Raw genomic sequence first — 18922 nt, forward strand, 5'->3', positions numbered from 1 at the left:
ACGCCGCCGATCCGGCTCCGCCGGTCGGCCAGCGTCGCCCCCTGGGGGGCGCGCGTCAGCGCGTAGGGGGGAACTCCATACACCCTGAGCGGCTGTAGGCGGGGTCGGCGCCGCAGGCATGGGCGAGGGCGGCCAGGCGGGCGGCGGAGTTGGTGGCGTTGAGGGTGGCGAGTTCGGCGCCTACGCGGACCGGGGGCGAGGCTTCTTCGATCAGCGCGAGCCAGGCCTGGCGCACGTCGGGCGGGCAGGAGGCGAGCAGGGCGCGGGTTTGCGGCGCCTGGCGTTCCAGGGCCAGGGCGGCGTCGGCCAGGCGGGCCGCGGCGGCGTGGATCTCGCCGTCGGTGCCGGCCGCCACGCGGTCGGCCAGTTGCTTGCCGGCGGTGGCGAAGGCGTCGAGCAGGCGGGCCAGCGAGTCGAGCGTGATGCGGGGGGCGGACGGCGTCATGGCGCGGGCGGGAGCAGGTCGCGTTCGAATTCCAGCAGTTTGTCGGCCACCGCTTCGGCATCGACCGTGAAGCGGCCTTCGCGCATGGCCTGCTTGATGCGCTCGACCTGCTCGACGTCGACCGGCGGCTCGCCGGCCTGGCGGGCCGCCAGCCGCGCCGCCATCGCCGACAGGCTGATGGAATCGGGTTCGCCGCCGGGGGCCGGTGCCGGCGTGGACGCCGCCCGCGGCTCGCCCGGCATTGGCCGGGAGCCCTGGATCGCATCCGTGCCTTTCCGGGTGATCTTCAAGGTGTGGCTCCGTTTGTGCGCCGGCGGCAACGCCCCGGTGCGGTCATGCGCATTTTATCGGCGCCCCCGGCTCGAACTTAATGCCGGATGCCTTTTGCTTACAAAGAAAGAATCGGCGGCGCCGGCCGGGGCCTACAGTCCGACTTCGATCTCGTGGTCATTGCGCAGGGTGCCGGCCACGGTACGGCCGGAGTCGAGCTGCACGCGCGCCGATTGCCCCGGGTTGGCGGCGTTCAGCGCCTTGCCGGTGGCTTTCACGGTGAAGCCGCGGCCCACCAGGATGACCTGGACCGAATCACCGGCGTCGAGCCGGCCCGGCGCGACCAGGGCATCGGGCGGCACCGGTTCGCCGGTACGCAGCGGGCGCGATACGCGTGCGCCCGCCAACTGCCCGGCGTCGGCCACCGCGCCGCGCGGCCAGTCCGCCAAGTCCACCTCGGCCAGCGCCCAGTCGGAATCCTGCACGGCCGTGCCGGCCGCCAGCGGGCGCAGCAGCACGGGGATCTTCGCGTAGGCCGAAACCTGGGCGGGAATGCGCGCCTGCCAGCGGCGGTCGGTACAGCGCAGTCCGACCGTGGTGCGGCCCCAGGGCCGCGCGCCCGGTACGATGAAGGCCTGCGGAGCGCACGGCGCAAGGCCCGCGCGCGCGCGCGCCGCCGCCGGGAACCGGACCTCGATGCGCGCGCCGGCCGCCTGCGCGGCCGGCCCGGCATGTTCGGCCAGCGCCTGCCGCGCGCTTTCGAGCGCCGCATCCGCGGCAGATGCGGCTCCCGCAACAGGCGCGGCCACCGCGAAAGAGGCGGCTGCCGTCGCGGCGCTGATACACAGCGCGCAGATCCACGGCATGGCCGCGGCGGCGAGGCGTTTCATGGCGGAATCCCGGATATCGCAGACGGCCCACTCTACCGCGCCGCCCCACCGCACAAGAACGAAACAGCAAGGAAAAACCCGCGGTACTCCCTCTTTGCCTGGCGCCGTCCACGCCAATAATGATAGTGGCCCCTCAAAGCCCGCTCCGCGCAAGCCATCCCTCTACCCGGGGCGCCGCGGATCCGGCTCCGCCGGCCCGCCAGCGCCGCCCCCCGGGGCCGCGAAGCGGGTAGGGGGCATATGAAGCGGGGCATATAGGAGCTCTTGTGATCAATCGCATCGGTGACGAACTGAAGTTCAACGCCCAGGCCCTCGAACTGCGCGCCCAGCGCCAGGAGGTGCTGGCCGCCAACCTGGCCAACGCCGAGACCCCGGGCTACAAGGCGCAGGATTTCGACTTCGGCGCAACGCTGCGCGCGGCCGTGGGCGACGCCGGCGCGGGGCTGCCTGCGGTCCGGATGGCCGTCACCCAGCCCGGCCACATGGCGGGCGATGCCGGTGCCGGCCTGCCCGTCGCGCTGCAGTACCGCACGCCGTCGCAGCCGGCCATCGACGGCAACACGGTCGATCCGGACATCGAGCGCACGCAGTTCACCGACAACGCCATGCGCTACGACGCCGCGCTGCGGATGCTGAACGGCCAGATCCAGACCCTGCAGCGCGCCATCCAGAACAACTGAGCCGGAGCCCATCATGTCCCTCAACAAGGCATTCGAGATCGCGGGGTCGGCGCTCACCGCCAACAGCCAGCGCCTGAACGCGGTCGCCAGCAACCTTGCCAATGCCGAGAGCGTGGCCGGCCCCGACGGCCAGGTCTATCGCGCCCGCAAGGTCGTGTTCGAGTCCTACATGGTGCCGGGCGCGGCCGACGGCGGGCAGGGCGTGCGCGTGAGCGAGGTGGTGGCCGACCCGTCGCCGCCCAAGCGCATCTACCAGCCGCAACACCCGATGGCCGACGCCGAAGGCTACGTGAGCATGCCTAACGTCGACGTAGTCGACGAAATGGTCGACATGATCGCCGCCTCGCGCGCCTACCAGACCAACGTCGAGGTCATGAACACGACCAAGACGCTGATGCAGAAAACCCTGACGCTGGGCAGCTGAGGAGTCCGCCTGTGAGCACCGTACCCAATGTAGGCGGCACGCAGTCGCCGCAGTCGGGCATCGCGCCCGACGACACGTCGGCCCAGGAGCTGTCCGACCGCTTCCTGACCATGCTCACCGCGCAGATGAGCAACCAGGATCCGCTCAACCCCCTCGACAATGCCGAGATCACGTCCCAGCTCGCGCAGATCAGCACCGTCACCGGCATCAGCCAGCTCAACAGCACCATGCAGTGGCTCGGCTACAGCATGGGCAGCCTGCAGTCGACGCAATCGGCCTCGCTGATCGGCCGCAAAGTGCTGATGACCGGCAGCGACCTGGAACTGGCCGACGGCACCGCCACCGGCGGCTACCAGCTCGACATCCCGGTCGAGCGCGCCGAGGTCGCGGTACGCAATGCCGACGGCACCGAGGTCGCGCGCTTCCAGGTGGCCGGGGTCGACGCCGGCACGCACGTGTTCCAGTGGGACGGCAGGATGGCCAACGGCGACACGGCCCCCGACGGCAGCTACACCTTCGAGGTCGACGTCGGCCAGGACGACGACGTTGGCGTGGCGCCTTCGCTGATGGTGGCGCAGATCGCCGCCGTGCGCCCCTACGCCGGCGGCACGTCGGTCATCGACGAGAAAGGCAACGTGGTCAATCTTTCCGACGTCTACCAGGTCTGGTAAGACGGTCGGGCAGCCCCGCATCGCGCAAGGAAGGCATCGATGAGTTTCCAGCAGGCACTGAGCGGCTTGAACGCCGCGAGCAAGAATCTCGACGTGATCGGCAACAACGTGGCCAATGCCAACACCGCCGGTTTCAAGGGCGCGCGCGCCGAGTTCGCCGACGTCTACGCGTCGACCTCGATGGGCGTGAACACCGGCACGGTCGGCATCGGCACCCAGGTGTCGGGCGTGAGCCAGTCCTTCACGCAAGGCAACGTGTCGGTCACCGACCGGCCGTTCGACATCGCGATCTCGGGCGACGGCTTTTTCCGGATGGACGACAACGGCAACATCGTCTACACCCGCAACGGCCAGTTCCAGCGCGATGCCAACGGCTACCTCGTGAACGCCAACGGCATGCGCCTGACGGGCTTCCCGGCCGACGCCACGGGCAACATCAATATGTCGCAGCCGGGGCCGCTGCAGTTGCTGGTCAACTCGATCGAGGCGCGCGCCACGCAGACCGCCACCCAGGGCGCCATCATCGATTCGCGCTCCGACGTGATCGACGCCGCCGATGTGCCGTTCGATCCCGACAATTCCCAGTCGTTCACGCACGCCACGTCGATGAACGTCTACGATTCGCTCGGCAACAGCCACATGATGTCGACCTACTACGTCAAGCGCGACTCGGGCGACTGGGCCGTCTACGTCAGCATCGACGGCCAGTTCGCCAACCAGCCGACGCCGCCTTCGGCCACGATCGAGCCGGTGACCACGCTGGCCTTCGGCAACAACGGCAAGCTCGATACCTCGGGCTCCAACTCCAACGGCCACGTCACCATCGGCCCGATGGACCTCGACAATGGCGCGGCGCCCATCTCGTTCGCCTACGACCTGTCGCAGACCACGCAGACCGGCCAGGATTTCAGCAACGACGTGCAGCTGCAGGATGGCTACACCTCGGGCCGGCTGACCAGCTTCTCGATCGACGACCACGGCATCATCACGGCCAACTATTCCAACCAGCAGTCGCGCGCGCAGGGCCAGATCCTGCTGGCCACCTTCAACAACCCGGAAGGCCTGGCCTCGGTCGGCAACAACAACTTCGCCGAGACCACCACCTCCGGCGTGCCGCGCCTGGGCGGCCCGGCCAGCAGCGATTTCGGCTCGGTGCGGGCCGGCGCGCTGGAAGACGCCAACGTCGACCTCACCAAGGAACTGGTCGACATGATCACCGCGCAGCGGGTCTACCAGGCCAACGCGCAAACGATCAAGACGCAGGACTCCCTGATGCAGACCCTGGTCAACCTGCGCTGACTGCCAGCCCATGGACCGAGCCCTCTACATCGCCGGCACCGGCGCGCGCGAACTGATGCGGCGCCAGGACGTGCAGGCCTCGAACCTGGCCAACGCGCTCACGCCCGGCTTCCGCGCCGAGATCGCGGCCCAGCGCACCGCCCCCGTGGTGGGCGGCGCCGGCATGCCGACCCGCGCCTATGCAGTGGAATCCACGCCCGGCGCCGATCTCACGCCCGGCGCGCTGATGGCCACCGGCCGCCCGCTCGACGTCGCGGTGCAGGGTTCCGGCTGGTTCGCGGTGCGCGCCGCCGGCGGCGAAGAGGCCTATACGCGCGCCGGCAATTTCGCCGTGTCGCCCGACGGCATGCTGGTCGACCACGCCGGCCGGCCGGTGCTGGGGGTCGATGGCGCGCCGATCGCGATACCTCCCGATGCCAGCGTCGACGTCAACCCCGACGGCTCGATTTCGTCGGTGGCCGCCAACGACCGCGTGACCGCCCTGGTGCTGGGCCAGCTCAAGCTGGTCGACCCGGCCCCCGGCCAGCTGGTGCGCGGCGGCGACGGCCTGTTCCGGCTGGCCGGCGGCGCCGCGGCGCCGGCCGACCCCGGCGTGCGCGTGGCGCCCGGCATGCTCGAGAGCAGCAACGTCAGCGCGGTCGAAACCATGGTCACGATGATCTCCGCGGCCCGGCATTTCGACCTCCAGGTGCAGATGATGCAGAACACCGAACAGAACCAGCGCGCGGCCGACCAGCTGCTGTCGCTGAGCTAGCCTTTCACCCGACGGGATTTCCGCCATGATGCGATCGCTCTGGATAGCCAAGACCGGGCTCGATGCCCAGCAGACCCAGCTGGACGTGATTTCGAACAACCTCGCCAACGTCAGCACCAACGGATACAAGCGCGCCCGCGCGGTATTCGAAGACCTGCTCTACCAGACGGTGCGGCCGGCCGGCACCCAGTCGACCCAGCAGAACCAGGTGCCCGCCGGGCTCACGCTGGGCACCGGCACGCGGCCGGTGGCCACCGTGCGCAACGACGAGCAGGGCGGCCTGCAGCAGACCTCCAACGCCTTCGACGTGGCCATCAACGGCGCCGGCTATTTCCAGGTGCAGATGCCCGACGGCACCCTGGCCTATACGCGCGACGGCGGCTTCCACGTGGACAGCCAGGGCCAGCTGGTCAACGCCAACGGCTTCGTGATCGATCCCGGCATCGTGGTGCCCGAAGGCGCGAAGGAATTCACCGTAGGCCAGGACGGCACCGTGACAGTGACGGTGCCCGGCCAGGTCGCGCCGGTGCAGCTTGGCCAGATGCAGCTGGCCACCTTCATCAATCCGGCCGGCCTGGCGCCGCTCGGCCAGAACCTGTTCGGCGAGACCGCCGCCTCGGGCGTGCCCACGGTCAACGAGCCCGGACAGAACGGCGCGGGCCTGATCAACCAGGGCTATGTCGAGGCCTCCAACGTCAACGTGGTCGAAGAGCTGGTCGGCATGATCCAGACCCAGCGCGCCTACGAGATCAACTCGCGGGCGATCTCCACCGCCGACCAGATGCTGCAGCGCATCGCCCAGTTGTGATGGCAAGCCGCGCCTTCCCCATCGCCGCCGCGCTGGCGGCCGCCATGCTGGCGGGCTGCGCGGTGCCGAAGGTCGACGTGGCCGAACCCACCACGGTGCGCCCGCCCGACCAGGTCGCGGTGGCCGCGGCGCAGCGCCCCACCGGCGCCATCTACGGCGCCGCGCAGGGCGGCTACCGGCCGCTGTTCGAAGACGTGCGCGCGCGCAGCGTGGGCGACACGCTGGTGATCCGGCTGGAAGAGCAGATCAATTCCTCGCAGCGCAACAACACCTCGGCCCAGCGCACCGCCTCGGCCAACGTCGGCATCCCCGTCATCGACAAGCTGCCCGGCGGCGGGCTGCTGCGCGGCCTCGGGATCCAGTCCAACAGCGACAACAAGTTCAACGCGCGCGGCGAGACCGGCGCCTCCAACGCGCTGACCGGCACCATCGCGGTCACCGTGACCGAAGTGCTGCCCAACGGCAACCTGGCGGTGGCCGGCGAAAAGCAGATCGGCACCAACCGCGAGACCGAGCGGGTGCGCTTCTCGGGCGTGGTCAACCCGGCCACCATCATCGGCGGCAATTCGGTCAGTTCCACGCAGGTGGCCGACGCCCGTATCGAATACCGCGGCGCGGGCGCCGTCGACGAAGCGCAGACGGTGGGTTGGCTGTCGCGCTTCTTCTTCTCGTTCCTGCCTTTCTGAGGAGCGGTCCATGGCGTCGATCCCGCTCCGCGCGCCTGGTGCCCCGTGGCGCATCGCGGCCGCCGCGCTGCTGGCGCTGGCCACCGTCGCCGCCGGGCCCGCGCGGGCCGCGCGTATCAAGGACATCGCCTCGGTGCAGGGCGTGCGCAACAACCAGCTGGTGGGCTACGGCCTGGTGGTCGGCCTCGACGGCACCGGCGACCAGACCACGCAGACGCCGTTCACCACGCAGACGCTGATGTCGATGCTGTCCAACCTGGGCATCAACGTGCCGCCGGGTACGCGGCTACAACTGCGCAACGTCGCGGCCGCGATGGTGACGGCCACGCTGCCGCCGTTCGCCCAGCCCGGGCAGGCCGTGGACGTGACCGTCAGCTCGATGGGCAACGCCAAGTCGCTGCGCGGCGGCACGCTGCTGCTGACGCCGCTCAAGGGCGTCGACGGCCAGGTCTACGCGATGGCCCAGGGCAGCGTGTCGGTCGGCGGCGCCGGCGCGCAGGCCGCCGGCAGCCGGGCGCAGATCAACCACCTGAGCGCGGGCCGCATTCCGGCCGGCGCCACCGTCGAGCGTTCGGTGCCGACGCCGTTCGCCGACGACGGACGGCTGCGGATCGAGCTGACCGATGCCGATTTCTCCACCGCGCGCGCGGTGGTCGAAGCCGTGAACCGTTTCTTCGGCATGCGCGTGGCGCGCGCGGTGGACGGCCGGGTGATCGAACTCGACGCGCCGCCGTCGCCCGATGCCCGGGTCGCTTTCATGGCTCAGCTCGAAGACATCGAGGTGGCCGGCAGCCGCGCGCCCGCGCGCGTGGTGGTCAATGCCCGCACCGGCTCGGTGGTGATGAACGAAAGCGTGCGGCTGGCGCCGGTCGCGGTGGCGCACGGCAACCTCAGCGTGACGGTGAGCGCCTCGCCGGTGATCAGCCAGCCGGGACCGCTGTCTTCGGGGCAGACGGTGGTCACCGAACGGGCCGACATCGAGGTCCGGCAGGCTGGCGGCGCGCTGGTCCACCTCGACGGCGGCGCGCAACTGGCCGACGTGGTCAAGGCCCTGAACATGCTGGGCGCGACGCCGCAGGATCTCATTTCCATCCTGCAGGCCCTGAAGACCGCCGGCGCGCTCACGGCCGACCTGGAGATCATCTGATGGCCCGCACGCCGCCGCTGCCCGACGTCGCAGCCGATTCGCGCGCGCTCGACGCGCTGCGGCTGCGCGCCGAGCGCGATCCTTCCGGCAGCGCGCGCCAGGCGGCGCGCCAGTTCGAGGCGCAGTTCGCGCAGACGCTGCTGTCGCAGATGCGCCAGACCTCGCTGGCCGGCCAGGGTGGCCTGGCCAGCGTGCTGAACAGTCCGGCCACGCAGACCTGGCGCAGCATGCTCGACCAGCAGATGGCGCAGTCCATCGCCGGCGTGGCCAGCGCGCAGGGCGCCGGGCCCGCCGTCGTCCCGGAACACAGCGGCCTGGGCCTGGCCGACATGATCGAACAGCAATTGAACCGCAAGGCCGTGTCGCCCGATTCGCTGCGCGGGCTGCCGCCGTCGATGTCGACACTGGAGCTGGCGCGCCGGCGCGGCCCGTCCGCGCAGCCGGGGCCGGGTTTCGCCGGCGATCCCGGCGGCGACCTACCGGCGGCAAGCTTGGCCGGCGCTGCGCGGCGCATCCAGTCGGGCAAGTTCGTTGCCTATGCGCCGCCTGACACGCCGCCTTCGCCGGCGGCGTCGGCGCCGACTTCGGGAGCCGCATCGGGATCGGCTGCCGCGGCGGACGGACGAGCCGCCGGGACGCGCGCCGGCGGCCGCGCCGCCGCAGCCGGCAACGATACCCGCGCGCCCGCGTCCCCCGCCGAGATCCGCGCCGAATTCCTCGGCAAGTACCTGCCCGCCGCGCGCCGGGCAGAGGCGGCCACCGGCATTCCCGCCGTCTACATCCTGGGCCAGGCCGCGCTAGAGTCCGGCTGGGGCCGCCACGAGATCCGCGGCAGCGACGGCCGCCCCAGCCACAACCTGTTCGGCATCAAGGCCACCGGCTGGAGCGGCCGGGTGGCCGAGGTCCGCACCACCGAATACCGCAACGGCCAGCCCGAGCGCGTCTCGGCGCGCTTCCGCGCCTACGATTCCTACGAGGATGCGTTCGAAGACTACGCCCGCATGCTGGCCTCCAACCCCCGCTACGCCGGCGCGCTGCGCGCCTCGGGCAACGCCGAGCAGTTCGCGCGCGGCCTGCAGCGCGCCGGCTACGCCACCGACCCGCGCTACGCCGAAAAGCTCGCCAGCACCATCCGGCATGCGATGAAGGTGGTGGTATGAGAGTACGCGCTCAAGCCGGCGCAATACCCGCCGTTAAGACTAGTTGTATGGCCGGACGACACGGCGGCGCCGCCGCGGCGGACCGGCAGGCTGCCCAACCATGACCACCAATATCGTCAACATCGCGTTGACCGGGCTGAAGGCCGCGCAGGCGGGCCTGACCGTCACGGCCAACAATATCTCCAACCAGGGCACTCCCGGCTATTCCCGGGAAGAACTGGTGCAGCAGGCCTCGTTCTCCACCTTTTCGGGCGCGGGCTATTTCGGCCAGGGCGTCGACGTCAAGGCGGTGCGCCGCGCCTACAGCGACTTCCTGACCAGCCAGGCCACGCAGTCGGCGTCCCGGCTGTCTTACCTGAGCACCTATTCCGACCAGATGAGCAGCCTGATGAACCGCCTGGGCGACGTCCAGACCGGCATCAACAGTTCGCTCAACGACCTGTACGGCGCCTTCGGCGATTTCTCCCAGCATCCCGACGAATCGGCGTCGCGCGGCGCGGCGCTGTCGGCCGCCCAGGCCACCGCGGCGCGCTTCCGGTCGCTGGGCCAGGACCTCGCCACGCTGAAGCAGGGCACCAACCAGCAGATCGGCGCCGCGGTCGACCAGGTGAACTCGCTGGTGCAGTCGATCGCGTCGTACAACGACAAGATCGGGCTGGCGATCGCCTCCGGCGGCGGCCAGGCGCCGAACGACCTGCTCGACCAGCGCGACGTGCTGGTGCGCCAGCTGGGCCAGCTGACCGGCATTTCCACCAGCACCCAGGGCAGTTCGATCAACATCTTCCTGAGCAACGGCCAGCCGCTGGTGGTCGGCAACACCACCTCGCAGCTCAAGTTCGCCGACGACCCCTCCAGCCCGTCGGGTTCCAGCGTGTGGCTGGTCAGCGGCGGCCATAGCGTGCTGATGCGCGAATCCGACATCGACGGCGGCCAGGTCGGCGCGCTGCTGCAGTTCCGCGACAACGAACTGGCCCAGGCCAGCTCCCAGCTGGGCCGGCTGGCGATCGGCATGGCCTCGGCCTACAACCAGCAACAGCAGTTCGGGCTCGACGCCCAGGGCGATCCCGGCGGCGCGCTGTTCAAGATCGGCGCGCCCCAGGCCTGGGCCGGCCGCGCCAACGCCGGCGACGCCGTGCTGCGCGTGGGCGTCGGCGATACGCGCGCGCTGACGGGCGACGATTACGATCTTACGCGGGTGGACGGCGATTACGTACTCACGCGCGCCGGCTCCGGAGAGGTGGTGGGCACCTTCGATTCGCTGCCGCAAGACGTGGCGGGCCTGCACATCGAACTGGCCGGCGGCGAGATGGAAGACGGCGATACCTTCCACATCGACGTGACCGGTTCGGCCGCCAGCGGCATGGCGGTGTTGCTGACCGATCCGCAGCAACTGGCCGCGGCCGCCCCGATGCAGATCGACACCTCGGCCGCCAACACCGGCACCGGCGCCGCCGGCCGCCTGCGCTCGGTGGCCGGCGGCACGCCCGACTACGGCACCTCGGTCGACCTGGTGTTCACCAGCGCCTCGGCATACGAGCTGCGCGCCACCGACGGCACGGTGCTCGGCAGCGGCACGCTGTCGCCGTCGTCGACCACGATTTCGCTCAACGGCTGGGCGCTCGATTTCACCGGCACGCCGGCGGCGGGCGACCGCTTCACGATCAGCGCCTCGCCGGGCGACCCGTCGGGCGACAGCCGCAACGCGGTGGCGCTGGCCGCGCTCGGTACCGCCAAGCTGGTCGACGGCGACACGCTCACCAACCGCTATGCCGCGGTGGTGTCGCAGGTCGGCACCCGCGCGGCGTCGATCAACGTGGCGAAGTCGGCGCAGCAGTCCGCCTACGACCAGGCGATCGACGCCGAGCAGTCCACCGCCGGCGTCAACGTCGACGAAGAAGGCGCGCGCCTGATCCGCTACCAGCAGGCTTATTCGGCTGCCGGCAAAGTACTGTCGATGGCCTCGCAGCTGTTCGACGAACTCATCACCGCCATGGGTTGATGGGACCTCCCCTATGCGCGTCGCGCGCTCCCCAGGGGCGGCACTGGCGGACCGGGGAGCCGGATCCGCGGTGCCCTGGATGGGGGCGCAGATTTCGTGTGCGGGGGAAACTGAAATGACGAGGGCAGAGCGATGAGAATCAGCACCAACCAGTTCTACGACGCCAGCATCCGCTCGATCACCGACCAGCAGAGCGCGCTGCTGAAGGTGTCGCAGCAGTTGTCGGCGCAGCGCACCCTGCTGAACCCGGCCGACGATCCGGTGGCGGCCGGCCGCGAGGTGGCGCTCGACGCCAGCCTGAGCCTGTCGAACCAGATGGTCAAGAACCAGGCCGACGTCAGGAGCCAGCTCCAGCAGACCGAGAACTACATCCAGCATGCCAGCGACGTGCTGCAGTCCTTCCAGTCGCGCATGGTGCAGGGCGGCAGCGGCATCCTGGCCGCCAACGAGCGCCAGTCGATCGCCACCGACCTGTCGGCCCTGCGCGACGAGCTGCTGGGCGTGGCCAATACGCAGGACGAGAACGGCAACTACGTGTTCGCCGGCTACAAGCGCGACACCCGCCCCTTCGTGCAGACCGCCGACGGCGTGGTCTACCAGGGCGACGGCGGCGTGCGCCAGAGCCAGATCGGCCCCGACCGCTTCATCGACACCAATTTCTCGGGCACCTACCTGTTCGACAACATTCCCGGCGGCAAGGGCGGGCTGACGGTCTCGGCCGGCGACGGCAACATGGGCAGCCTGCTGCTGAACGGTATCTCGACGACGGATCGCGACGCCTGGCAGGCGGCGTCGGCTGCCGGGCCCTTCACGGTCACCTTCGGCGCCGACGGCGCCTACAGCGTGGCCGACGGCGCCGGCGAGGAAGTGTCTACCGGCACGCTGGCAGCCGGCGCGCAGTCGCTTACGGTGAACGGCGCCACCGTCACGTTCACCGGCACCCCGGCCGACGGCGACACGCTGTCGATCGGCGCCTCCGGCAACGCCAGCATCTTCGATTCGCTCGACAAGGCCATCGCCGCTCTGCAGATGCCCGATTCGCCGCAGGAATCCGTGCGGCGCGCCAATGCGCTGTTCTCGGCCGGCCTCGACATCGACGCCGGCTTCTCGCGCGCGCTGGAGGCGCGCACCGCGATCGGCACCCGCATCAACGAGATCGACGCCGCCACCAACGCCGACACCGCGCGCGGCGATGCGGTGCAGGACGAGATCTCGCGCGTGGTCGGCAGCGACATTTCGACGCAGACCGAATTGACCGGCGAACTGGCCAAACGAACGTACACTGTGCAGGCTGCGCAGTTGACCTACACCCGCGTATCGCAGCTGTCGATTTTCGACTACCTGTGACCGCATCCGCGCCCCGGCGCAGGGCCGCGGCGCAGCGGCCCGTGTCACGGAAGGACGCGCAGGCGCGATGGCGCGGTCTGTTTTCAACATCCTCGCGGTCGACGACGACCCGCCCAGCCTCGAACAGCTATCCGAACATCTGTCGTCCTACCGGGTGTGCGGCGTGCGCGATGCCGAACAGGCATGGGACGTCCTGCAGCACAGCGGCGTGGAGTTCGACCTCGCGCTGCTCGAGCGCCGGATGCCGGGCGTGGGCGGCACGGGCCTGCTGGCCCGCATCAAGGCCGACCGCCGCTTCGCCGACCTGCCCGTCATCATGCAGGCCGCCGACCCCGCGCCGCACGGCCGCGGCATCGCGATGGCGAAGATGCTGGCCTTCGACGACCTCGCCTATGCCGACGGCGGCCGCCAGGCCGTGGCACCATCCTGGCGCCTACTCCACCAGCTTGTGTTTGAGCGCGTAGTGCGTCAGCTCGGAATTGTTCTTGAGCTTCATCTTTTCGAGCAGGCGCGCGCGATACACCGACACCGTCTTGGGCGACAGCGACATTTCCTCGGCGATCTGGGTGAGGGTGCGGCCGGAGGCGATCATCGACATGGTCTGGTATTCGCGGTCCGACAGCAGTTCGTGCGGCGGCCGCTCGTCGCCCTGGCTCAGGTGGCTGGCCAGCTGTTCGGCCAGTTCGGGAGTGATGTACTTCTTGCCGCGCGACACCGTGTGGATGGCCTCCAGCACGGTCTCGGGCGGCGAATTCTTGTGCAGATAGCCCGACGCGCCGGCCTTGACGCAGCGCACCGCGTACTGGTCTTCTGGGTACATGCTCAGCATCAGCACGGCCATCTTGGGCCAGCGCTCGCGCACCTGCTTGAGGGCGTCGAGACCGCTCTTGCCGGGCATCGAGATGTCCATCAGGATCACGTCGGTCTCGGTCTTGCGCAGCAAGTCAAGCAGTTCGCCCGAGTCGGCCGCGTCGCCCACTACGTTGATGCCGCCGTCGGTCTGGGCGATCTGGCGCAGGCCGGAACGGACGATGGCGTGATCGTCGACGATGACCAGGCGGATCATTCTGCATCCTCGCGTTGCCGCGCAGGCTTGGCCGGGGTGGGTGGCATGGCCGTCTCCTGGGGATGAAGGGGAATCGAAATCATAAGTGTAGTGCCTCGCGATGCCGAGCCGTCAGTGCCCGGGCCGCCGCTGACGTCCATCCAGCCGCCCAGGCTGTGCACCCGTTCCATCATGCCGCGCAGGCCGAACGAGGTCTGCTTGCGCAGCGCATCGGGCGCCAGCCCGACGCCGTTGTCGTGTACTTCGAGGCTGAGCGCGGTGCCGTCGGAAAACAGTTCGATGTCGACCCGCGTGGCCTTGGCGTGCTTGAAGATATTGGTCAGGGCTTCCTGGAAGATGCGGAACACCGCGGTCGACTGCTCCAGCCCGAGGGCGAGGTCGTCCTGGTTGGTGTGCACATTGATCGCGATGCCCGAGTGCTGCGCGAACTCGCGCGCCTGCCATTCGATGGCGGCGACGATGCCGAAGTCGAGCACCGGCGGCCGCATCGCGCGCGCGATGCGCGAGATCGCCACTCCCAGCGAGGCCACCAGCTGCTCGGCCTCGTCCAGCAACTGGGCGGTGTCTTTCTCGCGCGAGCGGCGGCGGGCAAGCACCAGGTCGGCGCGGATCCGGGTCACCAGCGCGCCGAGGTCGTCGTGGATCTCGCGCGCCAGTTCCGCCCGTTCGTTCTCGCGCAGCATCTCGGTATGGCGCGACAGTTCGCGCAATTGCTGTTCGGAGCGGCTCAGCTCGGCCTGCGCGCGCGCCAGGTGGGTCACGTCCGACATCGACACCACGCAGCCGGCCGGTGGGTCGCCGCTCAGCGGGCTGGCCGACACCAGCAGCTCGCATTGCTCGCCGCGCACCGTCATGCCGAACGGCTCGCCTTCGACCGGCCGGCCATGCAGCGCCGGCGCCACCAGGGCCAGCAGCCGCGCCGCATCGTCGGCATGCGGCAGCGTGAAGGGACGGTGGATGACCTGGGCGGCGTCGAGCCCGGTCAGCGCCTGGGTGGCCGGGCTCCACAGCGTGACGGTATGGTCCTGCGCCACCGCGAACAGCGCCACCGGCGTGGCCGAGAAGATCGCGTTCAGGTGGTCGTGGGCGTCGGCCAGCGCGCTTTCGGCGCGCATGTGCCGCTGGCGCGTGGCGACCTCGCGCAGGCTGCGTTCCAGCGCCGGCGGCAGGCGGCGCAGGTTGTTCTTCATCACGTAGTCGTCGGCGCCGGCACGCATCGCCTCGACCGCGGTTTCCTCGCCGATGGCGCCCGAAACGATCAGGAACGGGCCGCAGAACCCGACTTCCTTGGCGATCTCCAGCGCGCGGTAGCCGTTGAATGTGGGCAGTGAGTGGTCGCTGATGATGGCGTGCCACTGCTGTTCCGCCAGCGCCCGCCGCATGCTCTGCTCGGTATCGACGCAGCGGGCCGAGACGTTCATGCCGGCGTTGATCAGCACGGCCCGCATCAGGGCGAAGTCGGCCATCGAATCTTCGACGAACAGGATCGACAGCAGGTCTGGGTCGGGATCCGGCAGGGACGGGTGGGGGCTTGCCATCGGTTGTGGGGGTATTGCGTGGTGGTGCGGCGGACGCCGCGGTCAAGGTGTGCGGCTTCCTGCCGATAATGATGCAATGATAGCCGGCGGCTGCCCGGCGACAACGAAGGCTAATGGTGAGCTTGAAATCCAGTCCGTCGATTACGCCGGAAAATCCCCTGTTTTCGGCATCGCAGCCGGACGTGCCCGGCGAATTCGCCTTTCACGGCGAAGATTTCGAACGGGTCCGCGCGCTGCTCAAACAGCATACGGGCATTTCGCTGTCGGAGGCCAAGCGCAGCATGGTCTACAGCCGGCTGGCGCGCCGCCTGCGGGCCAACGGCGTCACCTCGTTCCGCGCCTATCTCGACGCGCTGCGGCACGGCAAGCCGGAATGGGAGCATTTCGTCAATGCGCTGACCACCAACCTCACGTATTTCTACCGCGAGGCGCACCACTTCCAGATCCTGGCCGAGCACTTCAAGCGCCGCGCGCGGCCGGGCGAGGTGCTGCAGGTATGGTGCGCGGCCGCCTCCACCGGCGAGGAAGCCTGGACCATCGCGCTGACGGCCGCCGAGACCTTCGCCACGCTCGCGCCGCCGGTCCACATCCTGGCCACCGATCTCGACACCAGCGTGATCGACACCGCCCGCCGCGGCGTCTATCGCGGCGAACAGGTGGCGCGCATTCCGGAAGGACCGCTGCGGAGACACTTCGTGCACGAGGCGCCCGACCTGTACCGGGTCCGGCCCGAATTGCGCGCGCTCGTCACCTTCCGGCAATTGAACCTGCTGGGCGCCGATTGGGCGGTACGCGGGCCGCTCGACGCGGTATTCTGTCGCAACGTGCTGATCTATTTCGATCGCGCCACCCAGCTGCAGGTCGTCGAGCGCATGGCGCCGCTGCTGCGGCCGGGCGGCCTGCTGTTCGTCGGCCATTCCGAGCATTTTTCCCATGGGCAGCGGGTGTTCTCGCTGCAGGGCAAGACCGTCTACGTGCGCAACTAGGGCCGAGGTCGATGAGCGTTTGCGGTACTAACGGCCCGGTCCACGGGCCGGTGCTCCCCGGCCACCGGGTGCTGGTGGCGATCGGCGCCTCCACCGGCGGCACCGAGGCCATCCGCGACGTGCTGCGCGGCCTTCCGCCCAACCTGCCGCCCATCGTCATCACCCAGCACATGCCGCCGGGCTTCACCCGCAGCTTCGCCGAGCGCCTGGATCGCCACTGTGCGCTGCGCGTGAAGGAAGCCGAGCACGACGAGCGCCTGCTGCCCGGCCACGTCTACATCGCGCCCGGCCACGCCCACCTGCTGGTGCGCCCCGCGCTGCAGGGCTATACCGCGGCGCTGTCGGAAGGCGAGCCCGTCAACCGCCACCGGCCTTCGGTCGAGGTGCTGTTCCTGTCGGCCGCGCGCGTGGCCGGCCCGGCGGCGATCGCGGTGCTGATGACCGGCATGGGCAAGGACGGCGCGCGCGCCATGCTGGCGCTGCGCCGCGCCGGCGCCTACAACATCGTGCAGGACGAATCCACCAGCGTCGTGTTCGGCATGCCGCGCGAAGCGATCGCGCTGGGGGCGGCGCACGAGGTGGTGCCGCTGCCGCAGATCGGCGCGCGGCTGGCGGCGGCGGTGGCCGAGCGGCGGCGGATGTTCGGGGAGTAGGGAGGTGCCGCGGGGCGATGCCGCCCCAGGGCCGGTGCCGGCCTCAGCGCAGCCCCAGCACGTCCTGCATGTCGAACAGCCCGCTGTCGCGATCGGCCAGGAAGCGCGCGGCGCGCAGGCTGCCTTCGGCGTAGGTGGCGCGGCTGGAGGAGCGGTGGGTGACCTCGATGCGTTCGCCGGGGCCGCAGAAGAACACCGTGTGGTCGCCGACCACGTCGCCGCCGCGGGCGGAGGAAAAGCCGATGCTGCCCGGCTTGCGCGGGCCGGTGTCGCCGTGGCGGGCCCATTCGGCCACCTGTTCCAGCGGCCGGCCGAGGGCGGCGGCCACCGTCTCGCCCATTTTCAGCGCCGTGCCCGAGGGCGCGTCGACCTTGTGCTTGTGATGCAGCTCGAATACTTCCACGTCGTAGTCGTCGCGCAGGATGCGGGCGGCCACGTCGAGCAGCTTCAAGGTGACGTTGACGCCCACGCTCATATTGGGCGCGAACACGATGCCGACCCGCCGCGCGGCGTCGGCGATGGCGGCGCGGCCGGCCTCGTCGAAGCCGGTGGTGCCGATGACCAGCTTGACGCCGTGGCGAGCGCAGGCCTCCAGGTGGGCCAGCGTGGCCTGGGGCCGGGTGAAGTCGATCAGGCAGTCGGCGCCGGCCAGCGCGTCGAGGTCGGCGCGGATCGGCACGCCGCTGTGGCGGCCGAGGAATTCGGCGGCGTCGCGGCCGATGGCGGCGCTGCCGGCGTGGCCCAGCGCCGCGGCCAGTTCGAGATCGGGCGCCGCCAGGACCGCTTCGGTCAGCATGCGGCCCATGCGGCCGTTGGCGCCGGCGATTGCGATGCGCATGGTGCTCATTCCTTCGGCGTGGCGGAGGGCTGGGCGGACGGGTCGAGCGCGGCGGGCGCGGGCGTGCCGTCGGTGGTGGGCGGGCGATTGCGGTCGGGGATCAGCGGCGGCGAGATGACGGCGCCAGGAGCCGGCGGGGCCGCCTGGCCCTGCGGGGCGGCCCCGCCGGGCTGGCCAGGCGCAGCCTGGGACGCCGGCGCGCCTGTCTGATCCGGCGCGGCCTGGGCGTCAGGGGCGCCAGCCTGGCCGGGCGCGGACTGCGAATCCGGACCGGACGCCTGCGGCGGCTGGCTTGCCTGCGGCGCCGCGGGAACGGCGGCGGCCGGGGCCGGGGGCATGGTCTTGATCGTGTCGGTGGTCTGGAACGGCTGGCGCGCCGGCTGCGGGTCGCCCTCCCAGCGCACCAGGCGGTCGTCGGCGAAATACACGCTGAACTTGCGTTCCTCGGTAACGCCGCTCTTGCCGCCCTTGAACAGATAGGGGTAATCCCAGCGGTCGGCGTGGAAGATGTCGGTCAGCGTGGGGCTGCCCAGCGCGAACCGCACCTGCTCGCGCGTCATGCCGGGCCGCAGCAGGTCGACCTGGCTTTGCGTGATCCAGTTGCCCTGCTGGACGTCGGGCCGGTAGGGCCGGATGAAAGTGGGCACGTAATTGTTGATGGAACTGCAGCCGGCGAGCAGTGCGATCGCGGCCAGGGGCGCCAGGCGGGCGGACCGGCGGACGCGGCCGGCGGACGGACGTAGGGTTCGGGTTACGGCGTTTGGCACGGCGGCGCGACTCGTCTTACTAGAGGAAACCGTTATCATAAGGGCTGGATGCAGCAAGCGGCGACAAAGGTGCCACCATGACAGACCAGAGCGAACTCAAAAGTATAGGCCTGAAGGCGACCTTCCCGCGGCTGAAGATCCTCGACGTCTTCCGCAAATCGGAAGCGCGCCACATGAGCGCCGAAGACGTCTACCGCGCGCTGATCGGCGAAAGCGTGGAAATCGGCCTGGCCACCGTGTACCGCGTGCTCACCCAGTTCGAGCAGGCCGGCCTGCTCACCCGCAGCCAGTTCGACAGCGGCAAGGCGGTGTTCGAGCTGAACGAAGGCGATCACCACGACCACCTGGTTTGCACCAACTGCGGCCGGGTCGAAGAGTTCTACGACCCCGACATCGAAAAGCGCCAGCACCGCATCGCCAAGGAGCACGAGTTCACGCTGACCGGGCACGCGCTGTCGCTGTACGGCATCTGCTCCAAGTGCGCGGCGCGCTGA

At 70.1% G+C, this 18922-nt stretch carries 21 protein-coding genes and 1 pseudogene; 15 read left to right on the forward strand and 7 right to left on the reverse strand.

Annotated features, from left to right (window positions below; genetic code table 11):
- Nucleotides 1-55 precede the first annotated feature (55 nt).
- From ABD927_RS06350 to flgA, 3 genes are all read right to left on the reverse strand, one after another.
- Nucleotides 56-445 carry a hypothetical protein gene (locus ABD927_RS06350; protein ID WP_345247467.1) on the reverse strand — a complete coding sequence of 130 codons (390 nt, stop codon included), beginning with the start codon at nt 443-445 and terminating at the stop codon, nt 56-58.
- A complete protein-coding gene (gene flgM / locus ABD927_RS06355) occupies nt 442-735 on the reverse strand; it encodes a flagellar biosynthesis anti-sigma factor FlgM (RefSeq protein WP_345247469.1) in 294 nt (97 codons plus the stop codon). Before flgM ends, ABD927_RS06350 begins: the two co-directional genes overlap by 4 nt.
- 132 nt (nt 736-867) lie before the next feature.
- Entirely contained in the window at nt 868-1605 is a 738-nt protein-coding gene (flgA, locus tag ABD927_RS06360; protein WP_345247471.1) for a flagellar basal body P-ring formation chaperone FlgA, read from the reverse strand.
- 266 nt (nt 1606-1871) lie between these two features.
- Here flgA and flgB point away from each other — a divergent pair, with 266 nt between their 5' ends.
- The 12 genes and pseudogenes from flgB to ABD927_RS24535 form a co-directional block, all read left to right on the forward strand.
- A complete protein-coding gene (gene flgB, locus ABD927_RS06365; RefSeq protein WP_345247473.1) occupies nt 1872-2285 on the forward strand; it encodes a flagellar basal body rod protein FlgB in 414 nt (137 codons plus the stop codon).
- Nucleotides 2286-2298: 13 nt separating this feature from the next.
- Nucleotides 2299-2709, forward strand: a complete 411-nt coding sequence (gene flgC / locus ABD927_RS06370) for a flagellar basal body rod protein FlgC (RefSeq protein ID WP_345247474.1) — start codon at nt 2299-2301, stop codon at nt 2707-2709.
- 11 nt (nt 2710-2720) lie between these two features.
- Nucleotides 2721-3380: a flagellar hook assembly protein FlgD gene (locus tag ABD927_RS06375; RefSeq protein ID WP_345247476.1), complete on the forward strand. Its 660-nt coding sequence runs from the start codon at nt 2721-2723 to the stop codon at nt 3378-3380.
- A 39-nt stretch (nt 3381-3419) separates the two neighbouring features.
- Nucleotides 3420-4679, forward strand: coding sequence for a flagellar hook protein FlgE (gene flgE / locus ABD927_RS06380; protein WP_345247478.1), 1260 nt, complete (start codon nt 3420-3422; stop codon nt 4677-4679).
- 10 nt (nt 4680-4689) lie between these two features.
- On the forward strand, nt 4690-5433 hold the full coding sequence (locus tag ABD927_RS06385) for a flagellar basal body rod protein FlgF (RefSeq protein ID WP_345247480.1): 744 nt from the start codon (nt 4690-4692) through the stop codon (nt 5431-5433).
- Nucleotides 5434-5458: 25 nt separating this feature from the next.
- Nucleotides 5459-6241 carry a flagellar basal-body rod protein FlgG gene (gene flgG, locus ABD927_RS06390; protein WP_345247482.1) on the forward strand — a complete coding sequence of 261 codons (783 nt, stop codon included), beginning with the start codon at nt 5459-5461 and terminating at the stop codon, nt 6239-6241.
- Nucleotides 6241-6927: a flagellar basal body L-ring protein FlgH gene (locus ABD927_RS06395; protein ID WP_345247484.1), complete on the forward strand. Its 687-nt coding sequence runs from the start codon at nt 6241-6243 to the stop codon at nt 6925-6927. The genes flgG and ABD927_RS06395 overlap by 1 nt, the downstream gene beginning before the upstream one ends.
- Before the next feature lie 10 nt (nt 6928-6937).
- Entirely contained in the window at nt 6938-8074 is a 1137-nt protein-coding gene (locus ABD927_RS06400; RefSeq protein WP_345247486.1) for a flagellar basal body P-ring protein FlgI, read from the forward strand.
- On the forward strand, nt 8074-9234 hold the full coding sequence (flgJ, locus tag ABD927_RS06405; RefSeq protein WP_345247488.1) for a flagellar assembly peptidoglycan hydrolase FlgJ: 1161 nt from the start codon (nt 8074-8076) through the stop codon (nt 9232-9234). The genes ABD927_RS06400 and flgJ overlap by 1 nt, the downstream gene beginning before the upstream one ends.
- Nucleotides 9235-9334: 100 nt before the next feature.
- Complete coding sequence (gene flgK / locus ABD927_RS06410) at nt 9335-11233, forward strand: flagellar hook-associated protein FlgK (protein ID WP_345247490.1); 1899 nt, start codon at nt 9335-9337, stop codon at nt 11231-11233.
- A 132-nt stretch (nt 11234-11365) separates the two neighbouring features.
- Complete coding sequence (gene flgL, locus ABD927_RS06415) at nt 11366-12580, forward strand: flagellar hook-associated protein FlgL (protein WP_345247492.1); 1215 nt, start codon at nt 11366-11368, stop codon at nt 12578-12580.
- A 67-nt stretch (nt 12581-12647) separates the two neighbouring features.
- Nucleotides 12648-12896 (forward strand): annotated as a pseudogene (locus ABD927_RS24535) (response regulator); the annotation flags it as partial.
- 117 nt (nt 12897-13013) lie between these two features.
- Here the strand turns inward: ABD927_RS24535 and ABD927_RS06420 are convergent.
- Both ABD927_RS06420 and ABD927_RS06425 read right to left on the reverse strand, forming a co-directional pair.
- Nucleotides 13014-13646 (reverse strand): response regulator, encoded by a 633-nt coding sequence (locus tag ABD927_RS06420; protein WP_345247494.1) that lies wholly within the window; start codon nt 13644-13646, stop codon nt 13014-13016.
- A complete protein-coding gene (locus tag ABD927_RS06425; RefSeq protein ID WP_345247496.1) occupies nt 13643-15184 on the reverse strand; it encodes a hybrid sensor histidine kinase/response regulator in 1542 nt (513 codons plus the stop codon). The genes ABD927_RS06420 and ABD927_RS06425 overlap by 4 nt, the downstream gene beginning before the upstream one ends.
- A 113-nt stretch (nt 15185-15297) precedes the next feature.
- Between ABD927_RS06425 and ABD927_RS06430 the strand changes: the two genes are divergently transcribed.
- Together ABD927_RS06430 and ABD927_RS06435 are read left to right on the forward strand one after the other, a co-directional pair.
- Nucleotides 15298-16170 carry a CheR family methyltransferase gene (locus ABD927_RS06430; RefSeq protein ID WP_425570199.1) on the forward strand — a complete coding sequence of 291 codons (873 nt, stop codon included), beginning with the start codon at nt 15298-15300 and terminating at the stop codon, nt 16168-16170.
- An 11-nt stretch (nt 16171-16181) separates the two neighbouring features.
- The gene (locus ABD927_RS06435; RefSeq protein WP_425570200.1) at nt 16182-16823 is read left to right on the forward strand and encodes a CheB methylesterase domain-containing protein; all 642 of its coding nucleotides are present in this window, start codon (nt 16182-16184) and stop codon (nt 16821-16823) included.
- A 43-nt stretch (nt 16824-16866) separates the two neighbouring features.
- Here ABD927_RS06435 and dapB read toward each other — a convergent pair whose 3' ends face one another.
- A complete protein-coding gene (dapB, locus tag ABD927_RS06440) occupies nt 16867-17661 on the reverse strand; it encodes a 4-hydroxy-tetrahydrodipicolinate reductase (protein WP_345247499.1) in 795 nt (264 codons plus the stop codon).
- Nucleotides 17662-17666: 5 nt separating this feature from the next.
- Nucleotides 17667-18308, reverse strand: coding sequence for an outer membrane protein assembly factor BamE (locus ABD927_RS06445; RefSeq protein ID WP_345247501.1), 642 nt, complete (start codon nt 18306-18308; stop codon nt 17667-17669).
- Between the two features lie 197 nt (nt 18309-18505).
- On the opposite strand from ABD927_RS06445, the gene fur reads away from it, so the two are divergent.
- Nucleotides 18506-18922 (forward strand): ferric iron uptake transcriptional regulator, encoded by a 417-nt coding sequence (gene fur / locus ABD927_RS06450; RefSeq protein ID WP_345247503.1) that lies wholly within the window; start codon nt 18506-18508, stop codon nt 18920-18922.

The sequence above is a fragment of the Pigmentiphaga soli genome (genome assembly GCF_039541095.1).
GTDB classification, from domain to species: domain Bacteria; phylum Pseudomonadota; class Gammaproteobacteria; order Burkholderiales; family Burkholderiaceae_B; genus Pigmentiphaga; species Pigmentiphaga soli.